Origin of the sequence: Streptomyces sp. NPDC090021 (assembly GCF_044748225.1) — a bacterium.
In the GTDB taxonomy this organism is placed as follows: domain Bacteria; phylum Actinomycetota; class Actinomycetes; order Streptomycetales; family Streptomycetaceae; genus Streptomyces.
The window spans coordinates 42,069-60,280 of record NZ_JBIVFO010000041.1 but is presented as its reverse complement, the minus strand read 5'-3'; the positions used below and the strand labels follow the sequence as shown (position 1 = coordinate 60,280).

The window sequence follows — 18,212 nt, the reverse complement described above, 5'->3', positions numbered from 1 at the left end:
CTCGCGCAGAACCGTCTCGGCCGTGGTCACTGCGGGGTGACCACCTTGTAGTTCTTGGGGACCTGCGCGTCGGGGCGGCGCAGGTAGAGCGGGGTCGGCGGGAGGAACTCCTCGCCCGCGGCGAGTCGTTCCGCCGCGAGGGAGGCCAGTGCGGCGGCCGACTGGTGCTCGGGGCCCCGGGCGTCGGGGAACACCTCGGGGTAGAGGAGCGCGCCCTGGCCCACCGCGGGCAGGCCGGCGACCTGTTCGGCGATCTCCGCCGGGCGGTCCACGGCGGGCTCGCCGACGCGCGTACGCGGGTCCTCGTAGCGGGCCCAGTAGACCTCCTTGCGCCGCGCGTCGGTGGCGACGGTGAAGGGGCCCTCGATCCCGGCGGTGCCCGCGGCGTAGGCGAGGCCGTCGAGCGTGCACAGGCCGTGGACGGGCACGCCCAGCACGGCGGCGAAGGTGGAGGCGGTGACGAGGCCGACACGCAGTCCGGTGTAGGGGCCGGGGCCGACGCCGACGACGATGCCGGTGACGGCGTCGAGCTTCAGTCCCGCCTCGGCGAGGACGCGGTCCACGGAGGGGATGAGCAGCTCCCCGTGGCGGCGGGCGTCGACCTGGTCGGACTCGGCGAGGACGGCCTCGCCGTCGTGCAGGGCGACGGTGACGGCGGGCGTGGCGGTATCTACAGCGAGCAAGAGCACGCGAACAGCCTACGACTCCGGCGACCGCGCCCCTTGCGCCCGGTGGTGGAGCGGGGCGGCTGCTACCTTTCGACGGAGAGATCACGAGGGATCACGTCAGCGCGGAGAGGTGGAGCAAGGTGGCACGCAGCAGCTCGGGAATCGTGGCCGGGCTCACCGCCGCGGCGATCGCCGCCGTCGGCTTCCTCGGCTACCAGGCTTCCGCGACGGCTCCGGCGCGTCCCCCGCAGGCCGCCGCGCAGGAGCCGGCTCCGGCGGCGAGCCCGGCGGCCGCGGGCCGGCAGGACCCGGCGAAGCCGGCGCCCGTGCCCGAGTCTTCCGGCACGGGCGTGCGCGTCGTGTACTCGTTGGGCCAGAAGCGGGTGTGGCTGGTGGGGGACGCCACGCAGCAGCCGCAGTCGTTCGCGGTGGTGCCGAGCACGGTCCACCCGAAGCCGGGCACCTACATCGTCGGTTCGCGTTCGGGCGCGGTGACGGGCTCGGACGGGGTGCCGATCGAGCACGTGGTCCGGTTCGCCACCCAGGAGGGCGTGGCGGTCGGTTTCAGTGCGCGGGTGGACGGCACGACCCCGGAGCCCGACCCGAACAAGAAGACCGGAGGCATCCGTATGGCGCGCGCCGACGGCGACGCGATGTGGGCCTTCGCGACGATCAACTCCAAGGTCGTCGTCATCCCCTGACGGGACGCCGTTCCTTCACCCGCACGGGCGACCGGCCGAGAGGCCGGGACGTACGTGCCGGGACCTTCAGGCCGCTTCGGACTCCGGAGCGGCCTGTTCGCGTACGCCCCCCTCGGGCGCGCCCTCGCGCGGTGCGCGCTGTTCGCGCGAGGGCGGTGTGGAGACGGCGTTGGCGGCGATGCCGGCGGCCAGCAGCGCGTGCATGGAGACGGCGGACGGGCGGGGGTGGCGCTGTGCTCCTGCTGGTGCCGACATGGCTGCCTCCTGGACCCCGGGACACCGTACTTAGGCATACCTAAGAAACTCTCGGTACCATGTCATCACGAGGGCTGCCGCCAACGCAATATCTTGCCGACGAGTTGTCGGGACGCTTGCTCCGGGAGCGCTCCGGTCCGCTCAGGGAGCACTCCGGTCTACTGCGAGAACGCTCCGGCCAGTGCGTCCAGCCCCGCCCCGGCGTCCCAGCGCGCTCCCACGCCGTGCACCGAGACCTCACGGACGTCGTCCAGGACCTCCTCGTGGCCCACGGCCCGCGCGATCACCACATGCAGCCTGTCGTCGGAGAGCTCCTCGACCTTGCCGTCGCCCCACTCGACGACGACCACGGACTCGGGCAGCGAGACGTCGAGGTCCAGGTCCTCCATCTCCTCCAGGCCGCCGCCCAGGCGGTAGGCGTCCACGTGCACCAGCGCCGGACCGCCGGTCAGGGAGGGGTGCACCCGGGCGATCACGAAGGTCGGGGAGGTCACGGCCCCGCGCACGCCCAGGCCCTCGCCGAGGCCCCGGGTCAGCGTGGTCTTGCCCGCGCCCAGTTCACCAGTCAGCAGGACGAGGTCACCGGGCCGCAGCAGACCGGCGATCCGGCGGCCCAGCTCCTGCATCGCCCAGGGGGAGTCAACGGTGATCCGGGTCTGTGTCCCGTGCCCGGACTCAGCTGCCGGTGCCTGGCTGCGCTGTGCTTCCAGCGGTACTTCTTCCATGCACGCCAACGTTAGTCGCTACGGGGACCGCCACCGTCCCGGTGCGGGCCAGCAGCTCGGTGAGCAGCCGGGTCACGGTCTCGGGGCGCTCCAGCATCATCAGGTGCCCGGTGGACTCCAGGACGGCGAGCTCGGCGGCGGGCAGCAGGTCCTTGATGGCCACGCTGTGCCCGGGCGGGGTGATCATGTCCTTGTCCCCGGCGATGACGGTGACCGGGACGCGGGCGAACTGCTGGAGCGCGGCGCTCTTGTCGTGGGTCTGGAAGGCCGGGTAGAACTCCGCGACGACGTCGATCGGGGTGGCCTCGATGAGCCGTTCCGCGAAGCGCGCGACGCCGGGATCCACGTCGCGCGAGCCGAACGAGTACATCTTGATCATGCCGGCGAGGAGGTCCGCGGTGGCCCGGCGGCCCTTCTCGACCAGCTCCACCTGCGATCCGAGCGCCTTCAGCACGCCCGGCAGGATCCTGCGCACGGCGCCCATCCCGGCCGCGGGGAGTCCGTACGTCACCTCGTCGAGCCGGCCACTGGAGGTGCCGACCAGGGCGACGCCGACGACGCGGTCCCGCACGATGTCGGGGTACTGCTCGGCGAATCCCATGATGGTCATTCCGCCCATCGAGTGACCCACCAGGATCAGCGGGCCCTCGGGGGCCGCCGCCTCGATGACGGCCTTCAGGTCCCGGCCCAGCTGCTCGATGGTCAGCGGTTCGCCGTCCGCCTGGGCCAGGCCGCGCGCGCTGCGCCCGTGGCTGCGCTGGTCCCAGTAGACGGCGCGGACCACGCCGCGCAGGGCCGCCCGCTGGAAGTGCCAGGAGTCCTGGGCCAGGCAGTAGCCGTGGCAGAAGACGACGGTCGCCCGGGGCTCGGGCTTGCGCCGCAGTCGGCGCCGCTTGCCGTCCTCGGGGAGTTCGTCGACCTCGTAGTGGAGCTCGGTGGCGTCCTCGGCCCGGCAGGTCCCCTCGGTCCCGCGCAGGGAGCCGTAGTCCCCGGCGGCGTCGAGGGCCAGGCGGGCCTTCCTGCGCATGCCGCGCCCGACGGTGATCCGCTCGACCGCGACACCGGCCGCCGCGCCCGCGGCTATCACGCCGATGGCGGCGCCGGCCCAGCCGGCCCTGCGCCAGTTCTCGCTCACGCCGCCGCCCTCACTCCGCTCAGCCGCCCAGGTACACCCGGGGCACGCGTCCACCGACACGGGTGACGATCTCATACGCGATCGTGCCCGCGGCCCGTGCCCAGTCCTCGGCGGAGGGTTCACCGCGCTCCGGGTCCCCGAAGATGACGACCTCGTCGCCGACGCGGGCCGGGTCGCCCTCCAGGTCGACCACGAACTGGTCCATGGCGACGCGTCCGGCGACGTGGCGCACCCTGCCGCCGACGAGCACCGGGCCGGCTCCCGACGCGTGGCGCGGGATGCCGTCGGCGTAGCCGGCCGGCACCAGCGCCAGGGTCGTCTCGCCGCCGGTGACGTAGTGGTGGCCGTAGCTCACCCCGTGCCCGGCGGGGACGGCCTTGACCAGCGCGAGGGACGCCTTGAGGGCCATGGCGGGCCGCAGGCCGAGCTGGGCGGGGGTGCCGAGCTCCGGGGCGGGCGAGACCCCGTACACGGCGAGGCCGGGGCGCACCAGGTCGAAGTGCGAGTCGGGGAGGGTGAGGGTGGCGGGCGAGTTGGCCATGTGCCGGACCTCGGGGTCGATCCCCTCCTTCTCCGCGTACGCGAGCATCTCGCGGAAGGCGTCGAGCTGGAGCCGGATCGAGGGGTGGCCGGGCTCGTCGGCGCAGGCGAAGTGCGACCAGACCCCGGTGACCTTGACGGTGCCCTCGGCCTGGGCGGCGACGGCCGCGCCGACCAGGGCCTCCCAGTCGGCGGGCTGACAGCCGTTGCGGCCGAGGCCGGTGTCGGCCTTGAGCTGGACGCGTGCGGTGCGGCCGGTCGCGCGGGCGGCCTCGCGCGCCTCGTCCAGGGCCCACATCCCGCTGACGGAGACGTCCAGGTCCGCCTCGACGGCCTGCTGCCAGGGCCCGCCGGGGGTCCAGAGCCAGCACAGGATGCGGCCTTCGATGCCGGCGGCGCGCAGCGCGAGGGCCTCGTCGGGGGTGGCGGTGCCGAGCCAGGCGGCGCCTGCCTCCCGGGCGGCCCTGGCACACTGCACTGCCCCGTGCCCGTAGGCGTTCGCCTTGACGACGGCCATCAGCTCGGACCGGGGCGCCCGCTCGCGCAGTGCGCGCACGTTCTCCCGTACGGCGTCAAGATCGATCTCGGCGTACACGCGCGTCGGTGTCTCGTTCATCGCCCACAGTCTCTCAGAACACCCGCCGGTCCCTGGGGCGGGCGCCCGAAGAGGCAGACCCTTCTCCGTTTCCCGGTCCCGGCCCGGCCCCGCCGGTCAGGGGCGGGTGGTGTCCTGCCAGGCGGCGGGGAGGGCTTCGGCGACCTGGTGCGCCAGCAGGGGGCCGCCGGTGCGGCGGGCCGCCAGGCCGTGCAGGTACGCGCCCACCGAGCCGGCGTCCGCGCCGGACAGCCCGCCCGCCAGGAGGGACCCGGCCAGCCCGGACAGCACGTCCCCGCTGCCCGCGGTCGCCAGCCACGGCGTGCCCGTCGGGTTGACCCGGACCGCGCGGACGCCGCCCGAGGCGACCAGCGTCGTCGACCCCTTCAGCAGGACCGTGGCCCCGTACCGCTCCGCCAGCCGCCGTACGGCCGCCAGCCGGCCCGCCTCCACCGACTCCCGCGGCACCCCGAGCAGCGCCGCCGCCTCACCCGCGTGCGGGGTCAGCAGGGTCGGGGCGGTCCGGGCGCGCAGCGCCGCCGGGTCCAGGCCGCGCAGGCCGTCCGCGTCGACCAGTACCGCCGCGTCGCCCGCGAGCACGTCGGCGACCTCACCGGCGCGCCCCTCCCCCAGCCCCGGGCCGATCACCCACGCCTGCACCCGGCCGGGCCCGATCAGCGTCTCGGGGTAGCGCGCCAGGACGGAGTCCGCGGCCGGGCCGACGTAGCGGACCGCGCCCGCGCCGCCGCGCAGGGCCCCGGCGACGGCCAGCACCGCCGCTCCCGGGTACTGCGCCGAGCCGGCGACGATCCCGACGACGCCGCGCCGGTACTTGTCGCTCGACGCCGTCGGCTCCGGCAGCAGCCCCGCCACGTCCGCGTGCTGGAGCGCCTCCACCTCGGGCTCCGGCAGCTCCAGCCCGATGTCCACCAGGTGCACCGCGCCCGCCCGGGAGGCCCCGGGGTCGATCAGCAGGCCCGGTTTGTACGCACCGAAGGTCACCGTCACATCGGCGGTGACGGCCGGGCCCGCCACCTCCCCGGTGTCGGCGTCCACCCCGCTGGGCAGGTCCACGGCGACCACGGGGACCCCCGGCGGGATCCGTTCCGCGAGCGCGGCGCCCGCGGGCCGCAGCCCGCCCCGCCCGCCGATCCCGAGGAGGCCGTCCACCACCAGGTCCGCCCGCTGCGGCACGGCCTGCGCCACCCGCCCGCCGGCGGCCCGCAGCGCGGCCAGGCCGCCCGCGTGCATCCGTGCGGGGTCCATCGGCACGGCCGTCACCCCGGCCCCGCGCCGGGCCAGCCGCGCGCCGGCGTACAGGGCGTCGCCGCCGTTGTCCCCCGGGCCGACGAGCAGCACGACCCGGGACCCGTAGACCCGGCCGGGCCGCCGTGCCAGCAGGCCGGCGCACACGGCGGCCAGTCCGGCCGCCGCCCGCACCATCAGGGCGCCCTCCGGCAGGCGGGCCATCAGCTCCCGCTCGGCGGCCCGTACGGTCTCCACGCTGTAAGCAGTACGCATGAGGTCAACCCTCCGCGATCACCACCGCGGAGGCCACACCGGCGTCATGGCTCAGCGAGATGTGCCAGGACTTCACGCCCAGCTCCAGGGCCCGCGCCCGCACCGTCCCCGACACGCGCAGCCGCGGCTGCCCGGTGTCCTCCACATAGACCTCGGCGTCGGTCCACAGCAGACCGGCGGGCGCGCCGAGCGCCTTGGCCAGTGCCTCCTTGGCGGCGAACCGGGCGGCGAGCGAGGCGACACCGCGCCGATCGCCGCTCGGCAGCGTCAGCTCGGCCTCGACGAACAGCCGTCCGGCGAGGTTCGGCGTGCGCTCCAGCGCCGCGCCGAACCGCTCGATCTCCGCCACATCGATCCCGACGCCGACAATCACAAGGACTTCCCCACTACCCGACTACTCCACGGTCACGGACTTTGCGAGGTTACGCGGCTGGTCCACCTCGTTGCCGCGGGCCGTGGCCAGCTCGCAGGCGAACACCTGCAACGGCACCGTCGCCACCAGCGGCTGCAGCAGCGTCGGTGTCGCCGGGATCCGGATCAGGTGGTCCGCGTACGGCACCACCGCCTCGTCGCCCTCCTCCGCGATCACGATGGTCCGCGCCCCTCGGGCCCTGATCTCCTGGATGTTCGAGACGATCTTGTCGTGGAGCACGGAGCGGCCGCGCGGCGAGGGGACGACCACGACCACCGGCAGGTCCTTCTCGATGAGCGCGATCGGCCCGTGCTTGAGCTCGCCCGCCGCGAAGCCCTCGGCGTGCATGTACGCCAGCTCCTTGAGCTTGAGCGCGCCCTCCAGTGCCACCGGGTAGCCCACGTGCCGCCCGAGGAAGAGCACGGTGTTCTTGTCGGCGAGGGACCGCGCGAGCGCCCGTACCGGCTCCATGGTCTCCAGGACGGTGTCGACGGCGGCGGCGATGTCGGACAGTTCACGGACCACCGCCTCGATCTCGTCGCCCCACTTGGTGCCGCGGGCCTGCCCGAGGTACAGGGCGACCAGGTAGCAGGCCACCAGCTGGGTCAGGAAGGCCTTGGTCGAGGCGACGGCGACCTCGGGGCCGGCGTGCGTGTAGAGCACGGCGTCCGATTCGCGCGGGATCGTCGACCCGTTCGTGTTGCAGATGGCCAGCACCCTGGCGCCCTGCTCGCGTGCGTGGCGCAGCGCCATCAGGGTGTCCATGGTCTCGCCGGACTGCGAGATCGCGACCACCAGCGTGCGCTGGTCCAGGATCGGGTCGCGGTAGCGGAACTCGCTGGCCAGCTCCGTCTCGCACGGGATGCGGGTCCAGTGCTCGATGGCCAGCTTCGCGATCATGCCCGCGTGGTAGGCCGTACCGCACGCCACGATGACGACCTTGTCGACCTCCCTGAGCACCGAGACGGGGATGCGCACCTCGTCCAGGCTCAGCGAGCCGCCGGCGTCGATCCTGCCCAGGAGGGTGTCGGCGACGGCCTTGGGCTGCTCGGCGATCTCCTTGAGCATGAAGTAGTCGTATCCCCCCTTCTCGGCCGCCGAGGCGTCCCAGTCCACGTGGTAGGCGCGGACGGAGGCGGCCGAACCGTCGAAGTTGGTCACGGTGACGCCTTCACGGCGGAGTTCGACGACCTGGTCCTGGCCCAGCTCGATCGCGGAGCGCGTGTGGGCGATGAAGGCGGCCACGTCCGAGGCGAGGAAGTTCTCCCCTTCCCCGACGCCGACCACCAGGGGGGAGTTGCGGCGCGCGCCGACCACCACGTCCGGTTCGTCGGCGTGCGCGGCGACCAGGGTGAACGCGCCTTCGAGGCGGCGGCACACCTGCCGCATGGCCTCGGCGAGGTCGCCGGTGGCCGAGAACTGCTCGGCCAGCAGGTGGGCGACGACCTCGGTGTCGGTCTCGGACTCCAGGCGGTGTCCCCGCTCGGCGAGTTCGGTCCGGAGCGCGGCGAAGTTCTCGATGATGCCGTTGTGCACGACGGCCACGCGCCCCGAGTTGTCGAGGTGCGGATGGGCGTTGACGTCGGTGGGCCCGCCGTGGGTCGCCCACCGGGTGTGCCCGAGTCCCGTGGAACCGGCCGGCAGCGGGTGCGCGACCAGTTCCTTCTCCAGATTGACGAGCTTGCCGGCCTTCTTGGCGGCGGCCAGGCTGCCGTCTGCGAGTACGGCGACGCCTGCCGAGTCGTAGCCGCGGTACTCCAGTCGCTTGAGTCCGGCGATGACCACATCGAGCGCAGACTGCGCTCCCACGTAACCCACAATTCCGCACATAGGGCGCAGCGTACGCCGTGGCCGGCCGTCTGCCCCGTACCTGAACACGCCGAAAACCCCGCCCCGGCGGATGGGCCGGAGCGGGGTTGACGGTGCGTCGGACGGTGCCTCAGCCGAGCTTCTTCACCTGGGTGTCGACGACGTCCTTCGGCTGCTCCGCGGCACCCTTGATGCTCAGGGCCGAGAAGGTCGCGAGGGTGTTGCCCTTGCGCACGACCACGAGCTCCGTGGTCAGCGTCTCGCCGTCCGCCTCACCCGTCACGGTGTACGCGAGTGCCTCGTCTCCCGCGCTGACGGCAGCGCCCGGGGCCACCTTCGTGATCTTGAGGGAGTCGCCGGCCTGGCTGCCCGTGTAGCCGCCGGCGCAGGCCGTGCCCGCCGTCTTGAGGGAGGCGAAGGCCTCCGCGGCGCCCTTGCCCTCGTACGAGGCGAGGTACACGGAGGTGACCGTACCGCCCAGGGCGTCCAGGCCGGCCTTGAGCTTCTCCTCGGGGCTGGCGTCGGCGGCGGGCGCCTTGCCCTTGACGACGGCGCGGGTCCCGGCCGTGCCCGCGGCGGTGCCCACCGCATTCATGGACTGCGCCGACACCAGCGGCTGGCACTCCGGCTTGTCGCTCTTGGCGCCGGCCGCACCCGCGGTCTCGGCCGCGGTGGGGGCCTTGACCACGTGGTTGGGCAGGTCGGCCTGGACCACGATCACGCCTTCCAGCTCGGCGCTCGTCTTCGCCTTGGCGGCCGGGGCGGCGGACGTCGCGGGGACCTCGGACGGCTTGGTGTCGGCCTTGGTGTCGGACGTGTCGGAGCCGCACGCGGTGGCCAGCAGGGCCAGCGAGACGGCGGAGGCGGTCATGACGGAACGGCGGACCAGGGTGCTGCGCATGAAGAATCTCCCCCACAGGGTGAAGCGGTGACGATCGGGACGGCTCGTACGACGGCTCGTACGAGGGCTCGTACGGCGCCCCGCCCCCTCCCCAGGGGGCTCGCCCGAGCCGCGATGATCAAATGTACGTGTCCCCGCTGACATGCACCCGCCCGAATACGCCGTCCCGGAGCGATCGTGACCGGGGCGAGACCTCGTGCCTCCCGAATCGAGACGGTTGCCGCCTGCCGTCCCTTTGGCCACGTGACCGACCCCACCACCCACAACCGCCCCAGAGCCCCGACAATGGCGGTGTGATCACTTCGCCGCCACGAAGCAACACGCCCGGGGGTGCAACGGAGCACACCGGCCGGGAGGGGCAGCCCCCGCGCACCGCGCACCGCCGCGGCCCCGAGGTCTCGCCGTACGTGGACCTCACCCGCGCCGAGTGGAGCGCCCTGCGCGAGCGGACGCCGCTGCCGCTGACCGCCGACGAGGTGGAGCGCCTGCGCGGCCTCGGCGACGTCATCGACCTCGACGAGGTCCGCGACGTCTACCTGCCGCTCTCGCGCCTGCTGAACCTCTACGTCGGCGCCACCAGCAACCTCCGCGGCACGCTGAACACCTTCCTCGGCGACGCCGGCAACGGCCACGGCGCGCAGGCGGGCACCCCCTTCGTCATAGGGGTCGCCGGGTCGGTCGCCGTCGGCAAGTCCACTGTGGCCCGCCTGCTCCAGGCCCTGCTCGCCCGCTGGCCCGAGCACCCGCGCGTGGAGCTGGTGACCACCGACGGCTTCCTGTACCCGATGAAGGAGCTCCAGCGGCGCGGCCTCACCTCCCGCAAGGGCTTCCCCGAGTCCTACGACCGCCGCGCGCTGACCCGCTTCGTCGCCGACATCAAGGCCGGCAAGGACGAGGTGCGGGCCCCGGTCTACTCGCACCTGATCTACGACATCGTGCCGGGCGAGGAGCTCGTCGTCCGCCGCCCGGACATCCTCATCGTCGAGGGCCTCAACGTGCTCCAGCCGGCGCTCCCCGGCACCGACGGCCGCACCCGCGTCGCCCTCGCCGACTACTTCGACTTCAGCGTGTACGTGGACGCCCGCCCGGAGGACATCGAGCGCTGGTACCTCAACCGCTTCCGGAAGCTGCGCGAGACCGCCTTCCAGAACCCCTTCTCGTACTTCCGCAAGTACACGCAGGTCTCCGAGGAGGAGGCCATGGAGTACGCGCAGACGACGTGGCGGACGATCAACCGGCCCAACCTGCTGGAGAACGTGGCCCCCACCCGCGGCCGTGCCACCCTCGTCGTACGCAAGGGCCCGGACCACAAGGTCCAGAAGCTGAGCCTGCGCAAGCTGTAGCGTGGAGACGACGGACAGCCGGCCCACCGACGCTGGTCGGCTCGCCGGGCGCGAGCCGATGCGAGGCCAGCACGGATCGAGCCGCCATCAGGTCTCCGAGGCACCGGACCAGTGGGTCCACGTCCTCGATGAAGTCGCCCCACGTTCATCGGGCGACTGGCGTACTGGCGATCACGGTGCCACTTCCGGCAAGGGCATGCGCGCTCCTACCCGCCTTCTCCGGAATTCAGCCTCGGGGACGGAACGGCGTGGAGAAGGCTCGACCCAGGACCGGCACTTGCGCAGAACCACCACGGATCCACCGTCAGGAAATCCGGCGCCCATTGTTGCGCACACGTGAATCAGGCCCTTGAATCACACCTTGTCCCGATCCCAGGTTCGCGTAGGAGCGCCGTTTTCGTCCCATTCGAATGCCTGGAGGGAAAAGCGGCCGTCCTCGCTCTGAACCAGTCTTTGCGCGAGGACGCCGTTCTCATGCCACCGCCGGGCCTCCCCGGCCAAACGCCCCGTGCGCATCACGCCCTCGGCCTGCAGGACCCCGCTCGCGTACCACTGCCGATAGGGGCCGTCCTTGATGCCCTCCCTGTAGGTCGTCAGGCTCACGCGGCGCCCGGCGACGAACTCTTCGGCCTCGCCCGTGAACAGCTCTCCCCGGTAGAGCAACCGGTGAGCGTAGTCGCCGTCCACATCCGGGTCGTCAATGTCAATACGCTGCATGCCCTCACCAAGCCTGGAAGTTCGTGTTCATCTCCGGCGGGAATCCTGTGAACCTGCCAAAGCCCCCCTCGACGTCCTGAAGCACATGGGCTCAGTTGGCACAGAAAGGAGCCCGCCTCGGCGGCATCTTGGCTCCGGCGTCGTTCGCCTCCTTCATGAAGGGGAAGTAGACAGAGGCTTAACCTGGTCGCCGACCACTGGGACGACTTGGTGCGTCTTGCGGGGTCGCTGAAGTACGGGCACGCCACCGCCTCCCTGAGCGTGGGCAAGCTGTCGGCGTCCTCCCGGCAGAACGCGCCGTCAGCTCCACTACTCCCGTGAGGGCACGGTAGCCCGCCGCCGGCCCGAGCAGCAGAACGAGCAGGCGTGGTGCCTGACCGTCGTGACCAACAGCGTGGTCTGCTGGCACACCGAATATCTGGGCCTGGCCGTCGGCGAACTACGCACCGCCGGCCGCGAGGTGGACGCCGAGGTCCTCTCCCACATCTCCCCGGCCCGCAGCTCGTCCGTCAACTACTACGGCTCCATCACCGTCGACTACGAACGCGAACTCGCCCAGCTCGACGACCGGGGACACCGGCCGCTGCGGACCGTGTACCCGGGCGATCCCGGAGCCGGGCTGTAGAGCGGCGAATCGACCCCGACAAGGTGCCCGAAGCCAGAGCGTACGGGCCGGTCAGGGACTGGGCAGCGGAAGTCCGGACAGCTGCGGGTGCCGCAGTGCTGCCCTCTGTCGTACACGGTCGTCTCTCAGGCACGTGGACCCAACGGGGGAATCCTGGTGCGCCCGCAGGGGAACTCTTCTCGGGGGTCCTCCGCGGCAGCATTGCCCATGGAGACGTAGTGCCACAACCATCGCGATCGCACTTGGTCAAGCGACTTGAAATCGCTTGGCCACCAGTCGATTCGGTAGGTACTTTGCACGGCGTTCGAACACTCGAATCGCGTTATTGGCGTGGCCGGGGGGCATTCAGGCGCCGCATAATCCTCGTCTCGCGCCGTCCCGCTGCTGTCTCTCTGACTGGGATTGGATCGGCATGAGCCTCACGAATCGCACAACCGTACGGGGTGCTCTGGTCGGCGCCGCGCTTCTCGGCCTGGTGGCAACCACGCCCGCCTACGCGGAGGGCAGCTTCAACTCCTACATCGGCGGATGGCAGGTTGGCGGCGAATCGCGCCGCTGGGACGACCGTAACTCCGATGATGTTGCGACCTTGGTTGGCTTCGGAGGCTGCAGCACCGACAGTGGCAGCGGCTTCAGCAGTGCCTCGCTCACGCTGTACAAGGACGTCTTCGGCCCGGACGAGTCGCAGGGGACTCGGACGAACACCTGCAACTACGTCAGCTGGGGCGACAAGGCCACGGCGAAGTACTACTTCAAGCTGACGGGCCTGAAGTACGGCCAATACCTGACGGTGCAGGACGTCTACACCCAGTACTGATACACATCGCGTGACCGCCGCCTCAAGATGCCTGTTCCGCAGGGCTCTTGGGGCGGTACTCGCTCCAGCGGACCACTACCAGCCGCCCGCACGCCGGGCGGCGGATTGCGCAAGCTCATGGCTCTGGTATTCGACGGCGTAACCTTCCGGTACACCCGGAGGAACGACGTGTTCGACGGGTTCGACCTCCATCTGGACAGTCCCGCGACGGTCCTCCTGGGACCCAACGGCGCCGGCAAGTCGACGCTGATGGCGCTGGCCTCCTCGCAGCTGCGTCCCCACGGCGGCCGACTGTCCTTCAAGGACCTCGATCCCGCGAAGCGCCGCGAGAGGACTGCCTTCCGCCGCCAGGTCGCCTGGATTCCCCAGCAGGTGACGCCGATGCCCGGCCTCACCGTCCGGGAACAGGTCGCCTACGCGGGCTGGCTCAAGGGAATGTCCCGCGGTGACGCCTGGCAGGCGTCCGAACGGGCTCTTGACCGGGTACTGCTGAGCAAGCTCTCCAACCGCAAGAGCCATCAGGTCTCCGGGGGCCAGCTGCGCCGCATGGGCATCGCGGGGGCGCTGACGCACCGCAGCGAACTGATCCTCATGGACGAGCCGACCGCCGGCCTCGACCCGCAGCAGCGGTCGGTTTTCCGCAGGCTCGTCGAGGAGCTTACCGGGGACGTCCAGGTCCTGGTCTCCACCCACCAGACCGAAGACCTCTTCGACCTCTACAGCCAGGTCGTCGTCCTGGACGAGGGGACCGTCCGCTTCCAGGGCACGACCGCCCAGTTCCATGAGCTCGCCGATCACGGGGAATCGCCCCGTGCGCACGCGGAGAGCGCCTACGCCCGGCTCGTCGGCAAGGAGGTCTGAGATGCTGCTGCGCACCATCATCCGGTCCTCTTCGGCGACCTGGCTGCTGCCCCTGCTCGCCCTGTTCGTGGTCACAGCCCTGGGGGACGATCTCACCTCCTGGGTGACGCCGCTGTACTGGCCCTCCGCCACCGGCACCGCCACGTTCGCCCAGCCCTTCATCGCCGCCGCGTGCGCGGCTGCCGGCGCGTGGGAGGGTGCCCGCCTCCACCGGGGGCGGGTCTTCGACCAGGGTCCGGTCCGCTCCCCGCTCGCCATCACCTTCCCCGCCCTCGCCCCGGTCGTCATCATGGGCCTGCTCGCCCTCCTCGTCGCGTTCGCCACCGCGGCAGCCGCCGCCGACCTGGGCTTCGGCATCCCGGACCTGGGCATCCTCGCCGTCTCCACTGCCATGCTCATCGCGAACACGCTGGCGGGAGCCGTCCTGGGCCGAATTCTGCCCGGCGTCCTCGCAGCCCCCCTCGCACTGGTCGTGGGCTTCATCGCCAACGCCTACCCCGCGTCCTGGAGCGTCCGCTGGATCCGGCACATCGTCGCCAGCAGCCTCGACAACTGCTGCGCCGTCGACCAGGTCGTCGACCCTCGCGCCCTGTGGAGCGGCGCCGTCTTCGCCCTCGCCATCAGCTGCGCCGCCCTGATTCTGATCCACTTCCGGGGCACCCTCCCGGCAGGCGCGGCAGCCTTCGTCCTGGCGGTTGCGGGCGTCGGCATCGCGGGCTACCTGGCCCGGGACATCGACTACGACCCGGTGGTCGCCCGCCCCACCGCCGAGCTGGTCTGCGACGACGGCGCCCCGAAGGTGTGCTTGTGGCCAGAGCTGAAACCTCAAGCCGGCATGATCGCGACTGGTGCCCGGGCGGCGACCGATCGCCTGGCCAAGGCCGGTCTCACCATTGCGCCCGCCCTCACCATGGCGGCTGAACCCGGCCCGGGGCAGAGCAAGCTCGGCATCCCCACCCGTCCCACCCCCAGCGACCTCGCAGCCGGCGTCGCCTCCGGGTTCCTTCCGCAGCCGCCCGCCTGCGCCCTCGACGGAGACGTCTACCCCGCCGGTGCCGCCCGAGGCCCCGTCTCGGCGTGGCTCTATGCCACGGCCACCGGGGAAACCCGCCTCATCGAGGGCCGCTTCGACCCGCGCGACATCGCCTTCGTCGCCGAGAAGGTCCTCACCCAGCCGAAGAACGTCCAGCTCGACTGGTATCAGCGCAACGTCGCTGCCATGGCCAACTGCACCGACCAGCCGCCGATCGCCCTCATCGCCGGGAGCGGCCAGTGATCTGGTGGTGCAAGGCCCGCGCGGTCCCTGCCCTCGTGGCCACCCTTGTCGCCACGATCGCCCTCGGCCTCCTCATCGGCGACGCCCAGCTCCCCGTACCCGCGCTGACTGGCGCATCAGGAGACTTCCTCATCGGGCACCTGATCACCCTGGCCCCAGCGATCGTCCTCCTCTACGGCACGGGCCGCGGCGATCTTGCCACCGAGACGGTCGCGAGCCGACCTCTGCGAGCCTGGGACACCGCTCTCGCCGGGGCCATCGGCGCCCTCGGCCTCAGCACCGCGGTGGTCAGCCGCCTCGTCGGCGGAGACGGCCTCACCACCATCCTGGGCCGCAATCTCGCCGGATACACCGCGCTCGCCCTCCTTCTGATGCCCCTCTTCGGCCGACACCTGTCCACATCGGCGCTGGCCTGCGTCCCCCTCGTCTGCGCCGCCACAGGCTGGGCCCGCAACGGCCAACCCGAGCAATGGGCCTGGATCCTCCAGCCTGCCGGCTCCCTCCCCGCACTGCTCCTCGTCGCTGCTCTGCTCCCCGCAGGCATGGCGTTCGCACTGACATGGCGCCGCCCGCCCCTGACCATCCCGGGTCTTTAGTCCGCCATGCCCAGACCCGGCCTCCGCATGAGAGGCCGTCACCCCCTTCTATAAGGAGAAACGTGCATCACATACGCACGCGTGCGATCCGCGGCGCCGCCGCAGCGGCCGTCCTGACTCTGGCTGCCGGCATCGCCCCCGCGCACGCCGAGGGCTACTTCACCTCCTCGCTCAGCGGCTACACAGACGGTGGTGAGTCCCGCCGCTGGACAGACAAGAACACCGACGCCACCAGCACCTCCGTCTCCCTGTGGAGCTGCAGCGGATCGCCCCACCTGTCGACCGGGTTCCGCCTCGAAGTCTGGAAAGACGTCTTCGGACCGGACGAAGGCAAGGGATCCAAGCAGAACACCTGCAACACCAACTACTGGGGCGACCTCGCCTCCGGCACCTACTACTTCGAGACCCAACTGCCGTCCGGCTTCTCCGTGTCAGCATCCGGTGTGCGCGTCGACTACTAACACGCCAACCTGAGCCAGCATCTGGGGGCGGCTCGCGGACCCGGACCGCGAGCCGCCGTGCGGGCGGCAGGACGAGGCGAGCTGTTTCATAGGTGGTCACTCGTGAAACATCCGGCCGCCCGGCGATCCACCTGCGGCGATCATGTCTGGCATGGAACGCGAGTACATCCGCGACCGCACCCTGGAGGGCCAGGAGTCCGCCCGCAAACGGGGCAAGACCATCGGCGGCGCGGGCGTCACGGATGACGCCATGCTCTCCATGGCCCTCCACCTACGCGACCAGGAGATGAGCCTGCGCGACATCGCCGCCCGGCCAGTCATCACCACCGGCGCGGAAAAGGGCCAGCACCACCCATCCGGATCTGGTCGTCCTGGACGGCACCGCAGTTCCACGAGCACCTGCTGGGGAACGAACGGCCGGACACCGGCTTCATCCGGCAGCCCGACCCCTTCCCGTTCGTCGTGGCGCTACTCGCGGGCGCGGCCGGCATGCTCTCACTGACGTCCGCGAAGGCCGGCGCCCTGGTCGGCGTGGGGATCTCCGTGACCACCGTCCCGGCGGCCGCCAACGCCGTCGTGGCCCTCGGCTACGGCGACCTCGGCCAGATGCGGGGCTCCGGCGTCCAGCCGGCGCTCAACCTGGGCGGCATCGTCCTCTGGGCACGCTCTCCCTCATCGCCTGGAAACCGCTGTGGCGCACCCGGCAGAACCGGATGATCCGGAAACCGGGTGCGCCCCACAGGCCTGGCGGCGGCGCCCGCTAGCCGAGGGCCGACTTCACGGCGTCCGCGAGCCGGCCGGCGACCGAGCGGGCCTGCTCGATGTCGGCGGCCTCGACCATCACCCGCACGAGCGGCTCCGTGCCGGAGGGACGCAGCAGGACCCGGCCGGTGGTGCCCAGCTCGCGCTCGGCGTCGGAGACGGCCGCCGCCAGCTCGGCGGAGGTGGCGACCCGGGACTTGTCCACGTCGGGGACGTTGATCAGGACCTGCGGCAGCCGCTGCATGACGCCCGCCAGCTCCGCGAGGGACCTGCCGGTGGCCGCGACGCGGGCCGCGAGGAGCAGGCCGGTCAGGGTGCCGTCACCGGTCGTCGCATGGTCGAGGATGATCACGTGGCCGGACTGCTCGCCGCCGAGCGCGTAGCCGTGCTCCTTCATCGACTCCAGCACGTAGCGGTCACCGACACCGGTCTGCACGACCTGGATACCCTCGGCCTCCATGGCCAGTTTGAAGCCCAGGTTGGACATCACGGTGCCGACCACGGTGTTCTCGCGCAGCTGGCCGGCCTCACGCATGGCCAGTGCCAGCACCGCGAGGATCTGGTCGCCGTCGACCTCCGCGCCGCTGCCGTCCACGGCCAGGCAGCGGTCCGCGTCGCCGTCGTGCGCGATGCCGAAGTCGGCGCCGTGCTCGACCACGGCCGCCTTCAGCAGGTCGAGGTGGGTGGAGCCGCAGCCGTCGTTGATGTTCAGGCCGTCCGGCTCGGCGCCGATCGTGACGATCTCCGCGCCGGCCCGGGCGAACGCCTCGGGCGAGACGTAGGCGGCGGCGCCGTGCGCCTCGTCGAGGACGATCCTCAGGCCGTCGAGACGGTTGGGGAGGGCGCCGATGAGGTGGGAGACGTACTTCTCGAAGCCCTCGGTGTAGTCCGAGACACGGCCGACACCGGCCCCGGTGGGCCGGTCCCAGGGGGCCCCGGTGCGGTGCTCCTCGTAGACGGACTCGATGCGGTCCTCCAGCTCGTCGGCGAGCTTGTGGCCGCCGCGGGCGAAGAACTTGACACCGTTGTCGGGCATGGCGTTGTGGCTGGCGGAGAGCATCACGCCGAGGTCGGCACCCAGCGCACCGGTGAGATACGCCACCGCCGGGGTGGGCAGCACACCGACGCGCAGGACGTCCACGCCCGCGCTCGCGAGGCCGGCCACGACCGCGGCCTCCAGGAACTCACCGGAGGCCCGGGGGTCCCGGCCGACCACCGCGGTCGCCCGGTGGCCTTCGAAGGTGCCCGCCTCGGCGAGTACGTGGGCAGCCGCCACGGAGAGGCCGAGCGCGAGCTCCGCCGTCAGATCCGCGTTGGCGACGCCGCGTACACCGTCCGTCCCGAAGAGTCGTCCCACTGTTGTCCTCCCGAGTGTGCGCTTCGCGTATGACCGCTTGTGTCAGGTATGTGCCGCTTGTGGCGGTAAACGAACCGCCCCGGCAGCACAGACAGTGCTGCCGGGGCGGTTTCGTTGCGGAACAGCAGGCGCAGA

General features: G+C 71.8%; 19 protein-coding genes and 2 pseudogenes. 10 read left to right on the top strand and 11 right to left on the bottom strand.

The genetic code is table 11. The features are described 5' to 3' along the window. Window positions 1-26: 26 nt before the first annotated feature. A complete protein-coding gene (gene tsaB, locus ACIPXC_RS28090) occupies window positions 27-689 on the bottom strand; it encodes a tRNA (adenosine(37)-N6)-threonylcarbamoyltransferase complex dimerization subunit type 1 TsaB (protein WP_401623680.1) in 663 nt (220 codons plus the stop codon). 119 nt (window positions 690-808) lie between these two features. Here tsaB and ACIPXC_RS28085 point away from each other — a divergent pair, with 119 nt between their 5' ends. After that, window positions 809-1,369, top strand: coding sequence for a hypothetical protein (locus ACIPXC_RS28085; protein ID WP_401623678.1), 561 nt, complete (start codon window positions 809-811; stop codon window positions 1,367-1,369). Between the two features lie 66 nt (window positions 1,370-1,435). On the opposite strand, the gene ACIPXC_RS28080 is transcribed toward ACIPXC_RS28085, so the two are convergent. The 8 genes from ACIPXC_RS28080 to ACIPXC_RS28045 form a co-directional block, all read right to left on the bottom strand. Next, entirely contained in the window at window positions 1,436-1,624 is a 189-nt protein-coding gene (locus tag ACIPXC_RS28080) for a hypothetical protein (RefSeq protein WP_401623676.1), read from the bottom strand. 158 nt (window positions 1,625-1,782) lie between these two features. Next, window positions 1,783-2,349: a tRNA (adenosine(37)-N6)-threonylcarbamoyltransferase complex ATPase subunit type 1 TsaE gene (tsaE, locus tag ACIPXC_RS28075; protein WP_401623674.1), complete on the bottom strand. Its 567-nt coding sequence runs from the start codon at window positions 2,347-2,349 to the stop codon at window positions 1,783-1,785. After that, the gene (locus tag ACIPXC_RS28070; RefSeq protein WP_401623672.1) at window positions 2,300-3,559 is read right to left on the bottom strand and encodes an alpha/beta fold hydrolase; all 1,260 of its coding nucleotides are present in this window, start codon (window positions 3,557-3,559) and stop codon (window positions 2,300-2,302) included. The genes tsaE and ACIPXC_RS28070 overlap by 50 nt, the downstream gene beginning before the upstream one ends. Then, window positions 3,504-4,640, bottom strand: a complete 1,137-nt coding sequence (alr, locus tag ACIPXC_RS28065) for an alanine racemase (protein ID WP_401623670.1) — start codon at window positions 4,638-4,640, stop codon at window positions 3,504-3,506. The genes ACIPXC_RS28070 and alr overlap by 56 nt, the downstream gene beginning before the upstream one ends. A gap of 96 nt (window positions 4,641-4,736) precedes the next feature. After that, a complete protein-coding gene (locus ACIPXC_RS28060) occupies window positions 4,737-6,140 on the bottom strand; it encodes an NAD(P)H-hydrate epimerase (RefSeq protein ID WP_401623668.1) in 1,404 nt (467 codons plus the stop codon). A 4-nt stretch (window positions 6,141-6,144) separates the two neighbouring features. After that, window positions 6,145-6,513: a holo-ACP synthase gene (locus ACIPXC_RS28055; protein ID WP_401623666.1), complete on the bottom strand. Its 369-nt coding sequence runs from the start codon at window positions 6,511-6,513 to the stop codon at window positions 6,145-6,147. Window positions 6,514-6,534: 21 nt separating this feature from the next. Beyond that, window positions 6,535-8,382: a glutamine--fructose-6-phosphate transaminase (isomerizing) gene (gene glmS / locus ACIPXC_RS28050; protein WP_401623664.1), complete on the bottom strand. Its 1,848-nt coding sequence runs from the start codon at window positions 8,380-8,382 to the stop codon at window positions 6,535-6,537. A 109-nt stretch (window positions 8,383-8,491) separates the two neighbouring features. After that, on the bottom strand, window positions 8,492-9,262 hold the full coding sequence (locus ACIPXC_RS28045; protein WP_401623662.1) for a hypothetical protein: 771 nt from the start codon (window positions 9,260-9,262) through the stop codon (window positions 8,492-8,494). 293 nt (window positions 9,263-9,555) lie between these two features. Between ACIPXC_RS28045 and coaA the strand changes: the two genes are divergently transcribed. Then, window positions 9,556-10,605 (top strand): type I pantothenate kinase, encoded by a 1,050-nt coding sequence (gene coaA, locus ACIPXC_RS28040; RefSeq protein WP_401623660.1) that lies wholly within the window; start codon window positions 9,556-9,558, stop codon window positions 10,603-10,605. A 354-nt stretch (window positions 10,606-10,959) separates the two neighbouring features. Here the strand turns inward: coaA and ACIPXC_RS28035 are convergent, their stop codons facing one another. Further along, window positions 10,960-11,322, bottom strand: coding sequence for a toxin-antitoxin system YwqK family antitoxin (locus ACIPXC_RS28035; protein WP_401623658.1), 363 nt, complete (start codon window positions 11,320-11,322; stop codon window positions 10,960-10,962). A 210-nt stretch (window positions 11,323-11,532) separates the two neighbouring features. Here ACIPXC_RS28035 and ACIPXC_RS28030 point away from each other — a divergent pair. The 8 genes and pseudogenes from ACIPXC_RS28030 to ACIPXC_RS27995 all read left to right on the top strand — a co-directional run. Continuing rightward, window positions 11,533-11,947: pseudogene (locus ACIPXC_RS28030) on the top strand (Tn3 family transposase). Window positions 11,948-12,359: 412 nt separating this feature from the next. Then, the gene (locus ACIPXC_RS28025; RefSeq protein ID WP_401623656.1) at window positions 12,360-12,764 is read left to right on the top strand and encodes a hypothetical protein; all 405 of its coding nucleotides are present in this window, start codon (window positions 12,360-12,362) and stop codon (window positions 12,762-12,764) included. 117 nt (window positions 12,765-12,881) lie between these two features. Continuing rightward, window positions 12,882-13,625, top strand: coding sequence for an ATP-binding cassette domain-containing protein (locus ACIPXC_RS28020; protein ID WP_401623654.1), 744 nt, complete (start codon window positions 12,882-12,884; stop codon window positions 13,623-13,625). Between the two features lies 1 nt (window position 13,626). Continuing rightward, entirely contained in the window at window positions 13,627-14,901 is a 1,275-nt protein-coding gene (locus tag ACIPXC_RS28015; RefSeq protein ID WP_401623652.1) for a hypothetical protein, read from the top strand. Window positions 14,902-14,936: 35 nt separating this feature from the next. Continuing rightward, window positions 14,937-15,497 (top strand): hypothetical protein, encoded by a 561-nt coding sequence (locus ACIPXC_RS28010; protein ID WP_401623651.1) that lies wholly within the window; start codon window positions 14,937-14,939, stop codon window positions 15,495-15,497. Between the two features lie 62 nt (window positions 15,498-15,559). After that, a complete protein-coding gene (locus ACIPXC_RS28005; protein ID WP_401623649.1) occupies window positions 15,560-15,958 on the top strand; it encodes a hypothetical protein in 399 nt (132 codons plus the stop codon). Window positions 15,959-16,109: 151 nt separating this feature from the next. Further along, window positions 16,110-16,460 carry a hypothetical protein gene (locus ACIPXC_RS28000; RefSeq protein WP_401623647.1) on the top strand — a complete coding sequence of 117 codons (351 nt, stop codon included), beginning with the start codon at window positions 16,110-16,112 and terminating at the stop codon, window positions 16,458-16,460. Next, window positions 16,346-16,722 (top strand): annotated as a pseudogene (locus ACIPXC_RS27995) (DUF389 domain-containing protein); the annotation flags it as partial. The gene ACIPXC_RS28000 and the pseudogene ACIPXC_RS27995, both read left to right, overlap by 115 nt. Here the strand turns inward: ACIPXC_RS27995 and glmM are convergent. Next, on the bottom strand, window positions 16,719-18,077 hold the full coding sequence (gene glmM, locus ACIPXC_RS27990) for a phosphoglucosamine mutase (RefSeq protein WP_401623645.1): 1,359 nt from the start codon (window positions 18,075-18,077) through the stop codon (window positions 16,719-16,721). The pseudogene ACIPXC_RS27995 and the gene glmM overlap by 4 nt on opposite strands. Between the last annotated feature and the right edge of the window lie 135 nt (window positions 18,078-18,212).

What these genes read in the sequence shown, in the direction of transcription:
- ACIPXC_RS28070 (WP_401623672.1), bottom strand. Translation starts at nt 3,559, where the DNA reads ATGAGATCGTCACCCGTGTCGGTGGACGCGTGCCCCGGGTGTACCTGG.
- ACIPXC_RS28020 (WP_401623654.1), top strand. Translation starts at nt 12,882, where the DNA reads ATGGCTCTGGTATTCGACGGCGTAACCTTCCGGTACACCCGGAGGAAC.
- ACIPXC_RS28015 (WP_401623652.1), top strand. Translation starts at nt 13,627, where the DNA reads ATGCTGCTGCGCACCATCATCCGGTCCTCTTCGGCGACCTGGCTGCTG.
- ACIPXC_RS28080 (WP_401623676.1), bottom strand. Translation starts at nt 1,624, where the DNA reads ATGTCGGCACCAGCAGGAGCACAGCGCCACCCCCGCCCGTCCGCCGTC.
- tsaE (WP_401623674.1), bottom strand. Translation starts at nt 2,349, where the DNA reads ATGGAAGAAGTACCGCTGGAAGCACAGCGCAGCCAGGCACCGGCAGCT.
- ACIPXC_RS28045 (WP_401623662.1), bottom strand. Translation starts at nt 9,262, where the DNA reads ATGCGCAGCACCCTGGTCCGCCGTTCCGTCATGACCGCCTCCGCCGTC.
- ACIPXC_RS28060 (WP_401623668.1), bottom strand. Translation starts at nt 6,140, where the DNA reads ATGCGTACTGCTTACAGCGTGGAGACCGTACGGGCCGCCGAGCGGGAG.
- alr (WP_401623670.1), bottom strand. Translation starts at nt 4,640, where the DNA reads ATGAACGAGACACCGACGCGCGTGTACGCCGAGATCGATCTTGACGCC.
- ACIPXC_RS28025 (WP_401623656.1), top strand. Translation starts at nt 12,360, where the DNA reads ATGAGCCTCACGAATCGCACAACCGTACGGGGTGCTCTGGTCGGCGCC.
- glmS (WP_401623664.1), bottom strand. Translation starts at nt 8,382, where the DNA reads ATGTGCGGAATTGTGGGTTACGTGGGAGCGCAGTCTGCGCTCGATGTG.
- ACIPXC_RS28035 (WP_401623658.1), bottom strand. Translation starts at nt 11,322, where the DNA reads ATGCAGCGTATTGACATTGACGACCCGGATGTGGACGGCGACTACGCT.
- ACIPXC_RS28000 (WP_401623647.1), top strand. Translation starts at nt 16,110, where the DNA reads ATGGAACGCGAGTACATCCGCGACCGCACCCTGGAGGGCCAGGAGTCC.